This window comes from Myxacorys almedinensis A (genome assembly GCF_010091945.1).
Classification (GTDB): Bacteria; Cyanobacteriota; Cyanobacteriia; order Leptolyngbyales; family Leptolyngbyaceae; genus Myxacorys; species Myxacorys almedinensis.
Genome location: NZ_WVIE01000028.1, coordinates 1 through 15912 on the forward strand (window position 1 = coordinate 1; position 15912 = coordinate 15912).

16 protein-coding genes are annotated in these 15912 nt (G+C 48.2%); 10 read left to right on the top strand and 6 right to left on the bottom strand.

Annotated features, from left to right (window positions below; all coding sequences use genetic code 11):
• Positions 1-119: 119 nt before the first annotated feature.
• Both GS601_RS18685 and GS601_RS18690 read right to left on the bottom strand, forming a co-directional pair.
• Positions 120-1388 (bottom strand): PQQ-dependent sugar dehydrogenase, encoded by a 1269-nt coding sequence (locus GS601_RS18685; protein WP_162424814.1) that lies wholly within the window; start codon positions 1386-1388, stop codon positions 120-122.
• Positions 1389-1761: 373 nt separating this feature from the next.
• Positions 1762-3129: a cobyrinic acid a,c-diamide synthase CobB gene (locus GS601_RS18690; RefSeq protein ID WP_162424815.1), complete on the bottom strand. Its 1368-nt coding sequence runs from the start codon at positions 3127-3129 to the stop codon at positions 1762-1764.
• Positions 3130-3421: 292 nt separating this feature from the next.
• Between GS601_RS18690 and GS601_RS18695 the strand changes: the two genes are divergently transcribed.
• Complete coding sequence (locus tag GS601_RS18695; protein ID WP_162424816.1) at positions 3422-3796, top strand: DUF4870 domain-containing protein; 375 nt, start codon at positions 3422-3424, stop codon at positions 3794-3796.
• Positions 3797-3935: 139 nt separating this feature from the next.
• On the opposite strand, the gene GS601_RS18700 is transcribed toward GS601_RS18695, so the two are convergent.
• Complete coding sequence (locus tag GS601_RS18700) at positions 3936-4685, bottom strand: DUF561 domain-containing protein (RefSeq protein WP_162424817.1); 750 nt, start codon at positions 4683-4685, stop codon at positions 3936-3938.
• Positions 4686-5348: 663 nt separating this feature from the next.
• Here GS601_RS18700 and GS601_RS18705 point away from each other — a divergent pair.
• The 9 genes from GS601_RS18705 to GS601_RS18745 all read left to right on the top strand — a co-directional run bounded on the left by GS601_RS18705 (position 5349) and on the right by GS601_RS18745 (position 13545).
• On the top strand, positions 5349-8540 hold the full coding sequence (locus GS601_RS18705) for a peptidase domain-containing ABC transporter (protein ID WP_162424818.1): 3192 nt from the start codon (positions 5349-5351) through the stop codon (positions 8538-8540).
• A gap of 287 nt (positions 8541-8827) precedes the next feature.
• A complete protein-coding gene (locus tag GS601_RS18710) occupies positions 8828-10228 on the top strand; it encodes a beta-barrel domain-containing protein (protein ID WP_162424819.1) in 1401 nt (466 codons plus the stop codon).
• 136 nt (positions 10229-10364) lie between these two features.
• Entirely contained in the window at positions 10365-10754 is a 390-nt protein-coding gene (locus tag GS601_RS18715; protein ID WP_162424820.1) for a HetP family heterocyst commitment protein, read from the top strand.
• Between the two features lie 622 nt (positions 10755-11376).
• On the top strand, positions 11377-11589 hold the full coding sequence (locus tag GS601_RS18720; protein WP_162424821.1) for a hypothetical protein: 213 nt from the start codon (positions 11377-11379) through the stop codon (positions 11587-11589).
• A gap of 46 nt (positions 11590-11635) precedes the next feature.
• A complete protein-coding gene (locus GS601_RS18725; protein WP_162424822.1) occupies positions 11636-11857 on the top strand; it encodes a hypothetical protein in 222 nt (73 codons plus the stop codon).
• A gap of 41 nt (positions 11858-11898) precedes the next feature.
• Positions 11899-12117, top strand: coding sequence for a hypothetical protein (locus GS601_RS18730; protein ID WP_162424823.1), 219 nt, complete (start codon positions 11899-11901; stop codon positions 12115-12117).
• A gap of 51 nt (positions 12118-12168) precedes the next feature.
• Positions 12169-12387, top strand: a complete 219-nt coding sequence (locus GS601_RS18735; RefSeq protein ID WP_162424824.1) for a hypothetical protein — start codon at positions 12169-12171, stop codon at positions 12385-12387.
• A 50-nt stretch (positions 12388-12437) separates the two neighbouring features.
• A complete protein-coding gene (locus GS601_RS18740; protein ID WP_162424825.1) occupies positions 12438-12659 on the top strand; it encodes a hypothetical protein in 222 nt (73 codons plus the stop codon).
• 154 nt (positions 12660-12813) lie between these two features.
• Entirely contained in the window at positions 12814-13545 is a 732-nt protein-coding gene (locus GS601_RS18745; RefSeq protein ID WP_162424826.1) for a peptidylprolyl isomerase, read from the top strand.
• Positions 13546-13554: 9 nt separating this feature from the next.
• On the opposite strand, the gene GS601_RS18750 is transcribed toward GS601_RS18745, so the two are convergent.
• The 3 genes from GS601_RS18750 to GS601_RS18760 form a co-directional block, all read right to left on the bottom strand.
• Positions 13555-14862: a YcjF family protein gene (locus tag GS601_RS18750; protein ID WP_162424827.1), complete on the bottom strand. Its 1308-nt coding sequence runs from the start codon at positions 14860-14862 to the stop codon at positions 13555-13557.
• Between the two features lie 78 nt (positions 14863-14940).
• A complete protein-coding gene (locus GS601_RS18755; RefSeq protein ID WP_202925204.1) occupies positions 14941-15243 on the bottom strand; it encodes a DUF2973 domain-containing protein in 303 nt (100 codons plus the stop codon).
• 197 nt (positions 15244-15440) lie between these two features.
• Positions 15441-15758 (bottom strand): DUF2605 domain-containing protein, encoded by a 318-nt coding sequence (locus GS601_RS18760; RefSeq protein ID WP_162424828.1) that lies wholly within the window; start codon positions 15756-15758, stop codon positions 15441-15443.
• Between the last annotated feature and the right edge of the window lie 154 nt (positions 15759-15912).

Below are 15912 nucleotides of genomic sequence, written 5' to 3' on the forward strand. Positions count from 1 at the left end.
AAATACCAAAAGCCTTGTTGGATTGCTGGTCTAGCCTCCTGTGCTACGCTGCTTGAATTGGATAAAGTCGAGCTAAGCGCTTTCCTAAATTCATCCCTGCCCTGTTTAGCCTGACCTCCTCACCGCGTGATCCGAAGAATTTTGTCTTGGTCGGCTGGGCAATCTCCACGCCCATCACAATTGCTCGTAGTCACATAAAGCTCGCCATCAGGACTCATCACCACTTCCCGCAGGCGTCCCCACTCGCCGCGCAGATACACCTCATTGCGCTGCACCTGACCGGGATTATTTGGATCGAACGCCACGCGGTGCAAATGGCGAGAACCGAGCGTCCCCACAATCAGACTCCCCTTCCACTCTGGAATTGCATCGCCCGTATAAACAGCAGCCCCTCCAGGGGGTACAGCAGAATTCCACGTCAGCGCCGGAGCCACCAATCCTTCCTGCGTCTGACACCCATAGATCGTAGGCCAGCCCAAATTATCCCCGGCTCGCGCCACATTAATCTCATCCCGACCCGATCGACCCAACTCCCCACTGGGACCATGATCTGCCACCCACAAGGTCGATGGATTTGCCCAATCAAAGCCCTGCGAGTTCCGTACCCCGGTTATAAACGCTGGATTGTTGGGAAACGGGTTATCCGGCGGAACTTGCCCATCTGGCGTAACGCGCAAGATCTTGCCCGCCAAACTATTCACATCTTGAGACTCTTGCGGCTCTCTAGAATCGCCTGTGGCAATGTAGAGCATGCCATCTGGACCAAAGCGGATGCGACCGCCATTATGCACCACCGCCACCGGGATATTATCGAGAATCACGCGATCGCGCACAGCACTCCGCCGATCTTCAGCCAACCGCCACCGCTCCACACGATTGGCTGGGGTTCCGCCTTGGGCAGTGTAGTAAAGGTAGAACAATCGATTAGTTGCAAAATCTGGGTGAGTGGCAATGCCCAGCAATCCTCCTTCGCCGCGATCGCTGACAGGCAGCGTTGCAACCGGGTTAGACTCAAGCTGACCATTTCGCACCAGCCGAACTTGACCGGGGCGCTCAGTCACTAGCATCTCGTTGTTTGGCAAAAACGCAATTCCCCAAGGCACCTCCAGCCCGTTCACAACTTCTTCTGCTCGCACATTCACAGTTCCGGGTGCGCCAAAGCCCTGATCTATAGAGGTGCAGCTTCGGTCAAGGGGTTGAGAGGCAGCAGGGTTGGGTGAAGCCTGCGATCGCTGATTATTTGAGCTTGAATTGTCTGGGCTTGCAGAGGCGGGTGTCGATTGATCGGCATCGGCAGCAGACTGAAGGGAAGCACCCTCACAGGCAACCAAACCAAACGAACACAGACTAACAAAAGCAACCGTAGCGAGGTGTTTAATAGACTTCATGCAAATTTCTAACATTGAAACAACTAAAAAAGCTTGAGAATAAATTCGGCAAATACAGTCTTTGACCTCCCTTTAGCGTTTAAAGTTCCTCACCTAGCATTTCAGTTCCTTTCTTTTAAGGAGATCAACAGTTAATGCAGAAATAAATTTAATCCATAAAACTTGCCATTAATACAAGTGTCTCCATACCACAACAGAGATTTGCTGCGCTAACGTTCATCATTGCAGCACAATCGCGTAGATTTTGTATGTTAATTGCTATTTCGACTTTATGCTGTTTCCTAAATTTGGCATAGATAATCTAATCATTTCAAATTAGCCCCTAGAGTTTATCAGTCCTGAGATGGAGAACAATTCTGCCTTTAGATAGGAATTAGGGACGCTGGTTAGCAGCATAGCGCTGACACTGCTGAAGAAATCGGGCGGGTAACTTTGGAGTTGCCCCCCAATGGAGATGAAGATAGGAAGCGTGAAGATGGGGAAGATGCCAACCTTCGGAGGTAGGGCATGAAGCAGCGGCTGTAGAGTAGGGCGAGGAGAATTCAAACAGGGGATGATCGGGCGCGATCGCAAGATGGGAACGGTGGAATTCGTGACCTTGGACGATCGCACCTTGAGGCAGCAGGGGAGTGTTGTGCAGCGCCCGCGCACGGCGATAACCCAGAGTCAGCCGTTTGCCCATCACCGCCGTGGTCGGAAGAGTGCCGACCATGGGAAACGAACGATCGCCAAAATCAGTCACGCGATCGCATAAATACATCAGCCCTCCACACTCTGCATAGGTCGGCATCCCCGCCGCGATCGCAGCTTTAACAGAGGTTCGCATCGTCTGATTGTCTGCAAGCTCTTGAGCAAAAACTTCGGGAAAACCGCCCCCAAAATATAGCCCGCCAATCTCAGCAGGCAACTCCGCATCCTGCATCGGACTCCACGGCACAAGCTCTGCCCCCAAGTGTTGCAGCAACTCTAGATTGTCAGGATAGTAAAAATTGAAGGCGGCATCGCGCGCGATCGCAAGACGGACAGACGAGCACACCGCAACGGGTGGGGCGCAGGTGGCGGCAGAGGTTCGGAATAACGGCTTTAGCAGCGACCAATCGAAGCACGTTTGCCCGACGTGAGCAAAGCGATCGATCAGGGCATTCAGTTCCTTGAGTTCACCCGTGGGCACTAACCCTAAATGGCGATCGGGAATTTGAATGTGATCATCTCGTCTCAAAACACCGAGAACCGGAATATTGAGGGGTGCGATCGCGGCGGTGAGCAAGTCCAAATGGCGATCGCTACCAACTCGATTGAGCACCACACCAGCAAATTGCAAACGCGGATCAAATGATCGATAGCCGTAAATAATCGCCGCGATCGATTGCGACAACCGACTGCAATCGACAACAAATAAAATGGGCGCATCGAGCAAGCGAGCAATGTGGGCAGTGCTGGCAAAATCTGGTGTTCCGGCGGCTCCATCAAACAGCCCCATCACTCCTTCAACTAAGGCATAGTCAGCCGATTGACTATGAGTTGAAAAGCACTGTTGCACATACCGTTCAGACGTTAAGACTGGATCGAGATTGCGGCACGCTCTCCCAGTTACATCGCTATGAAACATCGGATCGATATAATCGGGTCCCACCTTAAACGATTGAACGACTGATCCTTCTTGCCTTAAGGCAGCTAACAAAGATAACGTGACAGTTGTTTTGCCAACGCCACTGCGATCACCCGCAATTACAAGAACCATACGCCAACTCAGTAGGTAAGATTAAACCGAAACTTCGCAGTTTTGATGCAGTTTTGATGCATTGATAGGATGCTCCAACAACCCTTGAAATCGCCCAAACTAAGGAGCGATACCTTACCCATCAGATGGGCATTTCTCATCCTCCCTTCGACCCATGTCATTTATGACGAAATTAATCTATCTAAAGTAAATATCCGCAACCCGTCTAAGTACGGTAAACTTCACTATCGCAGGCAGTGCGTGTCAGTTACGATAAACCTAGAAAGAATAAAGAGTTTAGGAGCAACCCAGGATGCAAAGCACTTACGATTCTGGCAAACGCAAATTGCTATCTTGTCTAAGTCATGCAGCGATTTTTTTTAGCACCACCTTTCTCTCGATCGGAGTGCCGATCGCTGTCAATTTGCTGTCAGACGATCCGGTGGTAAAGCAGAACGCTAAAGAGTCGATCAACTTCCATTTCAATGTTTGGTTCTGGGGAGCCGTGATTGGTGTTCCGATTGGAATTTTATCCTTTATTACGTTTGGGTTAGGTGGCGTTCTATTCTTTCCAGTCATCGCTTTAGGATTTCTAATTCATTGGGGTCTTACAATTTTAGCGTTGCTACATTGTGTTACTAACCCTGACGAAGCATTCAAATATCCGTTCATCTTTCGGCTGTTCTAACCGATTTGCTTTAGTTGATCTGATATTTCTAAGAACTGTTAGCAAAACCGTAGCGCCTCGTTTTCGTAGCGTTACGGTTTTTGCTAATTTAGACCTTTAGCGAAAGCATACCTCTTAGCACGGGCGAAGTGACCTTGAGTTAAACCTTAGCTGGCACCCGGTTTACCGTCGCCAACGATTCGACCAGCGATCGCACTGCCGCAATCATGGCAACCTCGCTATCCAGCTTGTTGATTGCCGTTCCGACCCCAATTCCCGATGCCCCAGATGCGATCGCTAAAGGAGCCGTAACGTTCGACAAGCCCGACGCACACACCACAGGCACACTCACCGCCCGAGAAATCTCATACGCTGCTGCCAACGTCGGAGCCGCTTTTTCGATCAACCCAAGCGACCCCGAATGCACCGGACTCGACCCCATGCCGCCTTCCGTTTGAATGATATCTGCCCCTGCATTGACCAACGCTTCTGCCAACCGAACTTGCTGATCCAACGGCAGAATATGAGGAACCGTCACCGACAACAGGATCGTTGGTAGCAACTGACGGGTGGCATGCGTCATCGCCAGCACCTCAGCGGCTTCAAACCGCATGCCCTGCGCGTAAAAGCTATCAAAGTTGCCAATTTCAATTAAGTCTGCGCCTGCATCGACCGCCGCCACAAACAACGTGGGATCTATCGCCGAAACACAGATCGGTAGGGTCGTTAGGCGGCGCGCCAAGGCAACCAAAGCCGGATCGGCAGCAATATCAACAAACGTAGCACCGCCACGATCAGCAGCCGTAACAACAGCAGCAACGCGATCGCGATCAAAATTAGCTAAACCACTGATAATCTTAAGGGCGCGCCCGTGGCTCAATGCACTTTGTAAGTTAGAAAGGATTGCCATGATGGATGGTAACTCATAAAACAAGTACAAATCATCATAAAGGAAATCGCTAAGACTGACTGCACCTATATCTTTGAATCGTTATATACGGCTCAGGAAGGAATGGTCATATGGGGATCAATAGTTTATACTTTTTCTGAATTTATTTTTAATTTATATTTAGATTGCCTTGACGGGCTGAATTAAAACAACTAACCTTGCAGTGGATCAAGCGCGATCGTGGATCATTGCCTTTCCCGGCTTAAGCTACAATCCGCGCTCAGTTGAGTCAGTTTGGTGAGCTAGATCTCACTTCCTCCGAACCAGCCTTGGTCGATTTGTAAGCGTTATCACAGTAGATAAACGTTGGGTGAGCGTTAGCGCAGAGCTAAGCATTTATCACAGTGGCAAGTCTAGCGACTTGTAAATCGGCAAGTTTGAAGATTATCAATATTCCGAAATAGTTTCCGAAATAGTGTTCCAACGACAGAATTTGTAAGATTGCCTGCCATGCCCATTTGGTGGCGTTCTTGTTCCTGCAAAATCAGTGCTTTCTAACCTCCGCTCCAACCAGACTTAGGCAAGCTCTCAACAAACACAGGCTGTTCTAATTTTAAGATCCGCTGCGTAGAGAATTCCATTTCTCTCTGCAATTTTGGTGATTGCTCTATTGAGGATTAGGCTATGAAACAACAGACAGGATTTCCTGTTCGGTTTCGGTCTCCACTTAACCAAGAAACTGCTCAAGCAGCAGTTACAGCGTCTAGGCTTTTTGCTTCTCTAACGGATTCTCAAACTGCTGATCTTGCTCGTGAGTTAGAATTCGTTTCATTTCAATTGGGTGATCCTGTCTACCAGTACGCTAATCCGGATCAGTCTCAGAATTCTGCTTATGGTGAACCTAATACCCGTGATGTGTACTTAATTCTTCAAGGGCGACTGCGGTTTTTAGGGTGGAACGTGCAGCAGCACGCAGAAACCTCGGTTTTGGTGCTAGAAGAAGGCGCAATATTTGGAGCCGACCATCTATATTGCGATGCTGCTTTGTCTTACACTGCGATCGCTGCAAGTGCGGGTCAAGTTGCTAAACTTTCGCATCAGACGCTAGAGCGCTTTCCCCACCTGCAAGAAGCGTTGCAGCAACAGACGCTTCAGCGACAGCGATTAATATTCTTCAAAACTCAAACGGAAATTAGCAAGCAGCCAACGGCTCAGATTCAAGGCTTGGTGGGGTTTGTTGAAGACATTCACCTGCCGCAGGGCACTCGCTTAGCGCAGCTAGAAGCCTGCCAGGACGGGCTTTTTTGGTTACGCAGGGGCGAGATTCAGAGCCGTGAGCTTCAGAGCCAAGAACGCCAACGTGAGGAAGGTCAGCCCTCCGAGCCGCCCCTAGAGATCGGCAGCCAGTGGCAAGATCCGACCCCTGACTGGGTTGCCCAAACAGATGTGTGGCTGTATAAAATTTCTACTTTAAATTGGCAGCGCGCGACCAGCAGTGAGCACCCCGCAACAGCACCCGCAACTCACTCTGTGCCGCTAGCAGCCCATCTACCCTCACAAAAGACACTATCAAAAGCCGATTTATTTACCCAAGACTCAGATTTAGACAGCCATCCATCCACCCATACAGGACAGGCTAAACGTCATAAAAGAAACAGTAAGCAGCAGAAACCTGAAACAACCATTCTGCAATTTCCGAAACCTACTAAGTCACGCTACAAGCGACGATTTTGGCAACGCCATCCCTTTATCCAGCAGCAAAGCGAAACGGATTGCAGCGTCACCTGCCTTGCGATGATTGGGCAATACTGGGGCACACGGCTCAGCCTCAATGCCCTGCGGGAACAGGCGAGAGTAAGCCGATCGGGTGCGTCGTTGAAGAACTTAGCGATCGCAGCCGAGCAAGTTGGCTTTCAGGCGAAACCGATTCGGGCAAGTTTAGACCGCTTGGCAGAACAGACAAATCCTTGGATCGCCCACTGGCAGGGCGATCACTACGTTGTAGTATATCGCATCAAAGGCAATCAGGTGCTTGTCGCCGATCCGGCGAGAGGATCGCGATCGCTACCTCGTCAGGCATTTTTGACCCATTGGACAGGCTATGGGCTGCTGCTTGATCCCACCGATGATCTCTATGTGGTTGAACATGAAGCGCCATCTTTACAGCGATTCTCAGGATTGCTGTGGTCATACCGCTCTGTATTGGCGCAAGTCATTCTTATTTCGCTGTTAATTCAATTGTTTGGGCTGGTGACGCCGCTATTCACGCAGGTGATCCTCGATCGCGTTGTCACTCAAAAGAGTTTAATGGCGCTGAATGTGTTTGCGGTCGGGTTGCTGATGTTTAGCATCTGGCGCGTCGGCATGACAGGCATTCGTCAGTATTTGCTAGATTATTTTTCTAACCGCATCGATCTATCTCTGATTAGCGGATTTATTGGTCATGCATTGCGGTTGCCATTGAAATTCTTTGAATCGCGCCATGTGGGAGACATTTTAACGCGAGTCCAGGAAAATCAGAAAATTCAGCTATTTCTCGTTCGTCAAGCCGTTTCTACTTGGCTAGACGGATCAATGGCAATTGTGTATTTAGGATTGATGTTTTATTACAACTGGCGGCTGGCGCTGCTGGTGGTGGCATTGATTCCGCCCATTGTGATTTTGGCGCTTATTGCAACCCCTTGGTTACGCAAAGTGTCGCGGGATGTGTTTAATGAAACGGCTGACCAAAACTCGCTCCTCGTCGAGATGATGACTGGCATTTCTACGGTGAAAACCGCCGCCGCCGAGCGAGAAGTTCGCTGGCGCTGGGAAGATCGGCTGACGAGAATGCTCAACGCTCGATTTCGAGGGCAAAAGCTCGCCAATGGGCTACAAATTTCTAGCGGATTGATCAACGCGATCGGCAGTACAGCACTGCTCTGGTATGGGGCAAGTCTCGTGATTGCCGGACAACTCACCATCGGTCAATTTGTTGCCTTTAATTTGATGATTGGCAGCGTGCTCACGCCCGTTTTGGCGATCGTGGGCTTTTGGGATGAGTTGCAAGAAGTGGTGATCTCGGTGGAGCGGTTAAACGACGTTCTGCTTGCCCAGCCCGAAGAACTGACGAGTCGCCCCATGTTGATTTTGCCACCCATTCAGGGTGATGTCCGGTTTGAGCAAGTTAACTTCCGCTACGAAGACACCAATGAAGGGTATATCCTGCAAAATCTTTCCTTCCATGTCGAGGTGGGGCAAACGATCGCCATCGTCGGTCGGAGCGGATCGGGAAAAAGCACCCTGATTAAACTGTTGCAAGCGTTTTATACGCCCTCCAACGGTCGTGTTTGCATTGATGGGCACGACGTTCAGCATGTTTCTCCTAGCTCCTTGCGATCGCAGCTTGGGGTTGTGCCGCAAGAGTGTTTCTTATTCTCTGGCACGGTGTTAGAAAACATTCAACTTTATCGTTCTGAACATAGTTTAGAAGCCGCGATCGAAGTTGCCAAACTTGCAGAAGCCCATGCATTTATTCAAGAATTGCCGTTGGGCTACAACACCAAAGTCGGAGAACGGGGCACCAATTTATCGGGCGGACAGAGGCAGCGAATTGCGATCGCACGCGCCCTCTTGGGCAACCCAGCAATTCTAATTTTAGATGAAGCCACCAGTTCTCTCGATACCGAGTCTGAGCGCCGCTTTCAGCAAAATCTAGCCAGAATCAGCCAAGGGCGCACCACCTTTATCATTGCTCACCGGCTGTCCACCGTTCGCCATGCCGATCGGGTATTGGTGTTAGATCAAGGCATCCTCATCGAGCAGGGAACCCATCAAGACTTACTAGATAAGCAGGGATTGTACTACCACCTGGCACAACAACAATTAGACGTGTAGAACTAGATTTGTAGAACTGACGCACAGGACTGATGCACGTTTCAGATCGCCAGAATGTTTTTCTCCAACTCAACGCTTCAACGGCTGTCCCCTATCTTGAGGAGATCGTTGAAAACGCATTTTTTAGGAATGGGGTGCCTCACCTCCACCCAAAAAACTACCAATTTGGTAACACCTGAGAAAGTGTCGCTTTTACCCTTAAGAAGGGCAGGCATAAATCCCATTCAGCTTTTCGCGCTCCAATGAACAAAAGCAGTCTTTAAAATCCCACTATTCGAGGCACGGCTATGTTAAATCCTGTCCCTCAAAAGCGGCGAACTCCAGTATTTGAGCCGCACCCTTTACCCCCACCAGAGCAGCTAAAACCATCCGAGCAGGGCGTAGGAATCTCACCATCTCAATGGTCTGATTCTCTGCAAACAATGCTCGATCAGCCCCCCTCTACTCTGCCGATCCGATTTACCCTCGGAGGCATTGTGTTTTGCACCTGTTTTGCAGCGTGGGCATGGTTTGGTCAAATCAACGAAGTTGCCCACGCCCAAGGCAAATTAGAGCCAAAGGGACAGGCATACAAGGTGCAATCGAGCGAGCTAGGGAAGATACAGCACGTTTTTGTCAAAGAAGGGCAAGCCATCAAAGCCGGACAGGCAATTGCCGAGCTTGACAATGATGTTGCGCTCTACGATATTGAGCGGCTAGAGCGAGAATTAGCATCTGCCCAAACCGAATTGCAACAGATGCAATTTATGCTTGGGCAAAACCGTTTGCAGGCAAATCTACGCACGCTAATGGCGCAGGAAAAAACAGCCATGCATCAGGGTGATATTAAGCAAGCGCGCTCAGAGGCAATGACCTCCCAAGCCTTGATCGATCAACTCCAAACCGATGTTTCTGCCCAAACAGAACGGTTAGAGCGGTTGCAGCCGTTGGTTCAGGAAGGTGCGATCGCGCAAGAATATATCTTTTCGGCTGAGCAAAGCCTGCGCGATCGTCAGCGCACCATTACCGAACACCAGGGCAGTTTGCAAAAAAATACAGCGATCGTGGAGCGGTTGCAGAGCGAGTTAACCCAAAAACAAGCTGAGGTTAAAGAAGTACAGCTTGAATCGCAACAGCAGTTTCAGCAGCTAGAAATTCAAATTACTCAGCAACACGCAAAAATAGATGGATTGATGACGCAAATCAAAACAGCACAGACAAAGTTAAAACAACGCTTTGTCTATGCTCCTGTGAGCGGCGTTGTTTCTACCTTAAATGTCAAGCATCCGGGTGAAGTGCTGCAAACCGGGCAAGCATTAGCCGAAATTGCGCCCAGCCATCAGCCGCTCACACTCTCAGCCGTGCTGCCCAACCAAGAAGCAGGCTTTGTTAAACCTGGAATGACAGTTCAGCTTAAGTTTGATGCTTTTCCCTATCAAGACTACGGCATGGTTCCGGGCAAAGTGACGAAGATTTCTCAAGATACTCACTTAGATGAACAGCGTGGGCAGGTCTACCGCCTAGAGATTCAGGTTGATCAGGCTGCACTTAGCCCCGAACACACCGCAGACGCAACCACCCGCGATCGCCAAAAAATCGCCCTCAAAGCTGGACAAACCGCAACGGCAGAAATTATTACTCGCAATCGCCGCATTGTTGATGTGTTGCTCGACCCGCTCAAACAACTCCAAGGCGGCATGAATTTGTAAACACCTTGATACTCGATTGACTGCATACGGTTCGCGACTGTACAGGTTCCGGCGCTTATTGATCAGATCGGCAATCAGATCAGTGATCAGATAGGGCGCTCTGTTGCCTACATCTTAAGTTATGGAGAAAGTTGACATGAACGGACAAGTTTTTTGCCCCCCATCTCGTGAGCGCGGAATTGATAAAGCTATGCAGCCAGAACAATTTAAGCAAGTTGTTGAGGCAATTTTAGCGGGGAAATATTCTTGGGCATGTGTTTTGATTTTGCGCTTTGGTGGCTATAATCCTCTGCACTATATTCCCTATACAACTTATAATCGACTACTCAAAGAAAACTGCAATGTAAAACAACTTAATCGAAATCATTTAGAGCACTTCAAGAATGATAAAACAGTTGAAACAACAGAGTCTTCTGAAGGCTGCTTGAACCAATTAGCAGACCTGGGATATTTAGAATTGCTTGATCAAAAGGCAAAACAAGTTCAGGGTGGATCTCGCTTATCTCGCGCATTTTTCAGATTTTGAGGGTGGATATGAGGTTGTGAATCTACGAAGATAATTCATGTTTAAATCGGAGGAATTTTATGTCAATTTCAGATTTGAGCTATTGCGAACTTTTGTCTGATTCTTCTCATCTATCGGGAGGCGCCTTAGTATTGGGCGATCTCACCCAACCGTGGTGCAGCTTTTTTGGAGTCCTGCCTCACGACATCACTGCTGAGAGGGTAAGTCAACGGTATTCATCAAATGGATATAGTGAAACGTACAGGCTTTCAGGGACATCTCCTGAAGGAGAATCGGTCGTAGGTCTTTATAGCTTCACTATGGCTTCATCGTCTTGATTTGAGCCTAAGATCTAGTCTATTGCCGCGTCAGGATATTACTATTTTGATGCGGCTTTTTTGTTGTTTAACAAAACCTAAATAGCTCATGATAGTCAATTTTTCGCCTTTTCAATTAGCCAAAATCTAACACTCTGCATATTCTGTAACTCAAATTCTATAGCTTAAATAGAGCCGCTATATTGCTCAAAAGTTTATTCTGAAAAACTACCAAATTGGTAACACTTATCTCGCTTATAAAAATAGACTGTTATCAACAGCTAGATTAAAGCTGTTTCAGAAAAAACTTCATGAGGTAGAGAGAAATGTTGAAAATTTCTGATTTGAGTTACTTAGAAGAAATGTCTGAGAATTCCGACATTGAAGGGGGTAATTACTCCTTTAAATATGGCAATCTCGCTTCTCTATCTCAGGGCGCAAATGCCACAGTAGGTAACGCTTTTGGTTGGAAAAGTTGGTCAATTGGTAATGTTGCCATAGCCCTTAACATTGCAACCATCACTCAAATCAGTCTCTAATTTTTCAACTTTGCTACTGCTTTCAATACAAACCAGGAGAATGACAATGACTATTTCTGACTTGAGCTATTTAGAAGCTGCTGAAAACGCCGCGATCGCAGGTGGAAACTACGCCTACGTTGACCAAGATGCTGATGCTTATGCTGGCAACAACTACAGCTACTACGGTGGCAACAAATCTATCGGAAACACGGCAGTTGCGCTCAACGTTTCCGCCATCTCACAGTACAGTTTCAAGAAAGGCTACGGCTATTACTTCCACTACTAATTAGCAACACACCCATCAACCCAAAAACACGGAGAACGATCATGATTATTTCTGACTTGAGCTATCTAGAAACGGCTGAAAATACTGCGATCGCAGGTGGAAATTACGCTCACGTTGACCAAGATGCCTATGCTGCTGCTGGCAACAACTCTAGCTACTATGGCGGCAATGTTTCCATCGGAAATACAGCAGTCGCGCTGAATATTTCCACCATCACGCAGTTGAGCTTTAAGAAAAAGTACGGCTATTACTTCTGGTAATAGATCAGTCATCACCACATACCGATTAATTCAAAAACACGGAGAATCAGCATGATTATTTCTGACTTGAGCTATCTAGAAACGGCTGAAAATGCTGCGATCGCAGGTGGAAATTACGCTTACGTTGACCAAGATGCCTATGCTGCTGCTGGCAACAACTCTAGCTACTACGGCGGCAATATTTCTTACGGAAATACGGCAGTCGCGCTCAACACTTCCCACATCACGCAGTACAAATTTAAGAAAAAGTACGGCTATTACTTCTGGTAATAGATCACCCATCACCACACACCCATTCACTTAAACCACGGAGAACTATCATGGTTATTTCCGACTTGAGCTATTTAGAAACGGCTGAAAACACCGCGATCGCAGGTGGAAATTACGCTCACGTTGACCAAGATGCTGATGCTTACGCAGGCAACAATAGCAGTTATTATTGGGGTGGCAACATCTCGTATGGTAATGTTGCGGTTGCTGCTAACGTTTCGAGTATCTACCAGAAGAAAGTTAGCTACGGTTTCCCTTACTTTTACTACTAAAGTGTAGGGAGAGATTGAATTAGGTGCATTGAGGTTCAAACTCACCTAATTCTTAGCCATTGAAAGCTTAAATGGGCTTTCAATGGCTTACTTCCACTGTTAGTATAGAACCAAGACGATGAGGTCAAATTTATCGTTTAGAAGCAGTCGAAGAATGGTTAATTTTGCGGGAATTTCAGTTGCACCAGACGACGTTATTTACTATTTGAAAAAAAACCTTAAACTTCGGGAAGCCTATCGACAGATATTGGTTTGCCGTGCTGTTTATGAAGCGGCTCAAGAATGCGGAGTGAGTGTAAGCAGTGACGAAATTCAGGCGGATGCCGATCGCACGCGCCGAGAACATCATTTAGAAAAGGCGTCAGATACGTTAAATTGGCTTAATACTCAACTGATGACGGCGGAAGATTGGGAAGCAGGAATTCGCGATCGCATCCTTGCTGATAAACTCGCAACCACCCTTTTTTCCAAAGAAGTTGAACGCTTTTTTATTCAGCATCAACTCGAATTTGATCGCGTCTTGCTTTATCAAATCGTGGTTCCTTACGCCCAACTCGCGCAAGAATTATTTTATCAAATTGACGAAAAAGAAATCAGTTTTTACGAAGCGGCTCATTTGTACGACGTTCAAGAAAAGCGCCGCCATCAGTGCGGCTATGAAGGCTGGCACTATCGCTGGAGCTTGGTTCCAGAACTTTCAGCAGCCGCATTTTCAGGCACGTTATCTCAAGTTGTGCGCCCAATTCAAACCGACCAAGGGCATCATTTATTACTCGTTGAAGAACACATTCCGGCACAGTTGACCGATGAGATTCGGCAACAAATTATTCAGCGTTTATTTGCCGAGTGGCTCAACGGTGAATTGCGTCAATTGATGCTGGAGTGATTGCTGCATTCACTGCTTTTTAGAATTTTTTTTAGGATTTCTAAATCTCTCTTTCGCCACTTCAAAGGATTCTTGCATCGCTTCTTGAATGCGCTGAGGGTCAGGTTTTCGTCCGCCCATCAAATCACCAAAATACACACACGCCCCTTCCCCAAGCGCCCAAGTATACGCACTCGCCCACGATGCCGCAATTACACTACCAAAACCGGGAATAAATTTCACCAACTCTCGCCCGATCGCTTGGGCCAAAAATCCTCCCGCGATCGCGCTGACTACTCCCCCTGCTTGCGAAGGATTGAGCGTCTGCCCATACAATTTCCCCAACGCCCCCACCATCGACACTTGCAGGGCAGTCAACACGGGCATCGTTGCCAACGGCAGTGGAATCGCCGCCAATGTGCCCGCCATCACTGAAAACGGCAGAATATAGCGCCGCCCCGCTTCTCGGTAAATATTGCCAATCTGCTGTCCGGCTTCTCGATGGTCTAAAAGCTGTGCCATGGTTCGAGCTTCGGCTTCGGGCAGCAAGTCTGCCAACGCCTCGACCAACGGTTCCAAGCCGTAAAACATCGGGTTAAAGTCATCTTCTTCGAGGGTGAAATCGATCAATATCGCCCGATCGTGCAACCCCTCAAAGCTACGCTGAATTTCTGCAAAGGCGCGATCGATATCGTCAACCCTAGGTGGGTAAGGGGGATGATCGGTAACGTCAGCAGGGTAAAGCTCATGCAAACAGGTTACCGCCAGTAAACATGGCACCTCAGGATGCTGTTGCTGAATCTGTTGGGCAATTTGCCGCAGCGTATCTGTGGCAAAGTCATTGATTTTAACGGCGAGAATCAGAACTTGTGCCCGTTTCTCTGTTTGGTCTTTGGCAAGCTCTCCAACCAATTCACGAATCACACTCGATGTTTCTTGCCGCCCGTCTCCCAATCCCACCGTATCGGTGAAAATGATCAGTGGCAAATCGTCAGTTGGGTAGTTATATTGCTCGGTGTATTGAGTGTGGGGACGAAAGCCCTGACCAATAATGTCGGATGGAACTCCGGTTAGCCCCCGCACGATCGAGCTTTTACCTGCCTGTGGTTTCCCCACCAGCAGCGCTTCGGTTGTCGGCAACTGCGATCGCACCTTTTGCAAAATCTCGGTCACTTCAGCTTCATCAACCTTAAACCAACCCGTCACCGTTTGGGTTGCCTGCTCAATCGGTAAAAACTTGGTAACACTCGACAGACTGTCTCCCACCGCCGCCTGCATTTTCTTTACCCACGAAGACGGCGACTTGGGTTCTGGTGGTTTTTCGGAAGGATTCGTCATCGTTTACTCGCCCCACATAACGCAAAAGAGGAAAAACCGGCATAGGTCTTTCCTCTTTCGTTGTATCGCGTTTTGGGGCTAGGCGTCTTCGCGGAAGGGGTCACTTCCCGGCGAAGAGTTGTATAGGGCATCTAACTGCTCCCGTGCATCTTCTACCGTCATCGACTTCATAACCAAAAGTGGCTCATTCACCATTCTGCCTTCAGAGTCTAACAACTCTGGATGAGGCACCGAACGCATGGTAGAGGCGTGCCCACCACGATTGGAAGGATATTGCCGGTGAGACTCGATGCCGAGAGTCAGTAAATTGCGAATCAGATTGCCAACCGCCAAGAATGCAAGAATCGTGAAAGCTAGAATGTAAAGTAGGTGGAGTATCATAGCGCCTCTCGCTGATCGACGTAGACTAAATGGGGGGCTTAAAAGCCTAGCGAACCTATCGGAATTTTCGCTAAACTCGATTTTAAAGATTATGAGAATTTTTCTCTATGTTATCTAACAGTCTCTCAGATTTTCCTCGATTCTTCCATCCATTCTGAGAGAGATATCGGTACGCTAGCCAAAATGATGCCCACTTTCTATCGAGATTTCTCAGCGCGCAGGCGCATGCTAACCTGCCAACAGTCTGAAACGAGTTGATGCCAAGCCATGAGAAGTGAGGTGTCTACCCCTGCCTGTCCGTTGGTTGCCTTGAGGAGCAACTGCGCCGTCAGCACTTCTTGATAGGCGTGGGTGACCCGTTGCAGGAGGTCGGTCTGTTGCGCTTCGGTCAGAAACGCGATCGCATCAGATTCTAGCAACGTGCGCGATCGCGCAAACCAGTACTGAAAATCTTCTAAAAGTGGCTCTAGCACCGTTTTGAGCAGATTGGAATCGGGAAAATTAGAGTCGAACATTTGGTAAATGTTTAATTTTATGTTGTCAGCAGATGCTAATAGTCTTTACATTTCGTAATCTTTTTTCAGTTTAGCTGAAATTCCTGAAAACTAAGCAGGAAATCTATTGTCTCGATAAGATAGATAAGCGGTAACGCCCATCCCCCTGATCGAG

Excerpts from the sequence above, each read along its gene's own strand:
- GS601_RS18760 (WP_162424828.1), bottom strand. The coding sequence starts at position 15,758 with ATGTTCGACTCTAATTTTCCCGATTCCAATCTGCTCAAAACGGTGCTA.
- GS601_RS18720 (WP_162424821.1), top strand. The coding sequence starts at position 11,377 with ATGTTGAAAATTTCTGATTTGAGTTACTTAGAAGAAATGTCTGAGAAT.
- GS601_RS18755 (WP_202925204.1), bottom strand. The coding sequence starts at position 15,243 with ATGATACTCCACCTACTTTACATTCTAGCTTTCACGATTCTTGCATTC.
- GS601_RS18745 (WP_162424826.1), top strand. The coding sequence starts at position 12,814 with ATGGTTAATTTTGCGGGAATTTCAGTTGCACCAGACGACGTTATTTAC.
- GS601_RS18735 (WP_162424824.1), top strand. The coding sequence starts at position 12,169 with ATGATTATTTCTGACTTGAGCTATCTAGAAACGGCTGAAAATGCTGCG.
- GS601_RS18685 (WP_162424814.1), bottom strand. The coding sequence starts at position 1,388 with ATGAAGTCTATTAAACACCTCGCTACGGTTGCTTTTGTTAGTCTGTGT.
- GS601_RS18730 (WP_162424823.1), top strand. The coding sequence starts at position 11,899 with ATGATTATTTCTGACTTGAGCTATCTAGAAACGGCTGAAAATACTGCG.
- GS601_RS18725 (WP_162424822.1), top strand. The coding sequence starts at position 11,636 with ATGACTATTTCTGACTTGAGCTATTTAGAAGCTGCTGAAAACGCCGCG.
- GS601_RS18715 (WP_162424820.1), top strand. The coding sequence starts at position 10,365 with ATGAACGGACAAGTTTTTTGCCCCCCATCTCGTGAGCGCGGAATTGAT.
- GS601_RS18710 (WP_162424819.1), top strand. The coding sequence starts at position 8,828 with ATGTTAAATCCTGTCCCTCAAAAGCGGCGAACTCCAGTATTTGAGCCG.
- GS601_RS18705 (WP_162424818.1), top strand. The coding sequence starts at position 5,349 with ATGAAACAACAGACAGGATTTCCTGTTCGGTTTCGGTCTCCACTTAAC.
- GS601_RS18740 (WP_162424825.1), top strand. The coding sequence starts at position 12,438 with ATGGTTATTTCCGACTTGAGCTATTTAGAAACGGCTGAAAACACCGCG.
- GS601_RS18695 (WP_162424816.1), top strand. The coding sequence starts at position 3,422 with ATGCAAAGCACTTACGATTCTGGCAAACGCAAATTGCTATCTTGTCTA.
- GS601_RS18750 (WP_162424827.1), bottom strand. The coding sequence starts at position 14,862 with ATGACGAATCCTTCCGAAAAACCACCAGAACCCAAGTCGCCGTCTTCG.
- GS601_RS18700 (WP_162424817.1), bottom strand. The coding sequence starts at position 4,685 with ATGGCAATCCTTTCTAACTTACAAAGTGCATTGAGCCACGGGCGCGCC.
- GS601_RS18690 (WP_162424815.1), bottom strand. The coding sequence starts at position 3,129 with ATGGTTCTTGTAATTGCGGGTGATCGCAGTGGCGTTGGCAAAACAACT.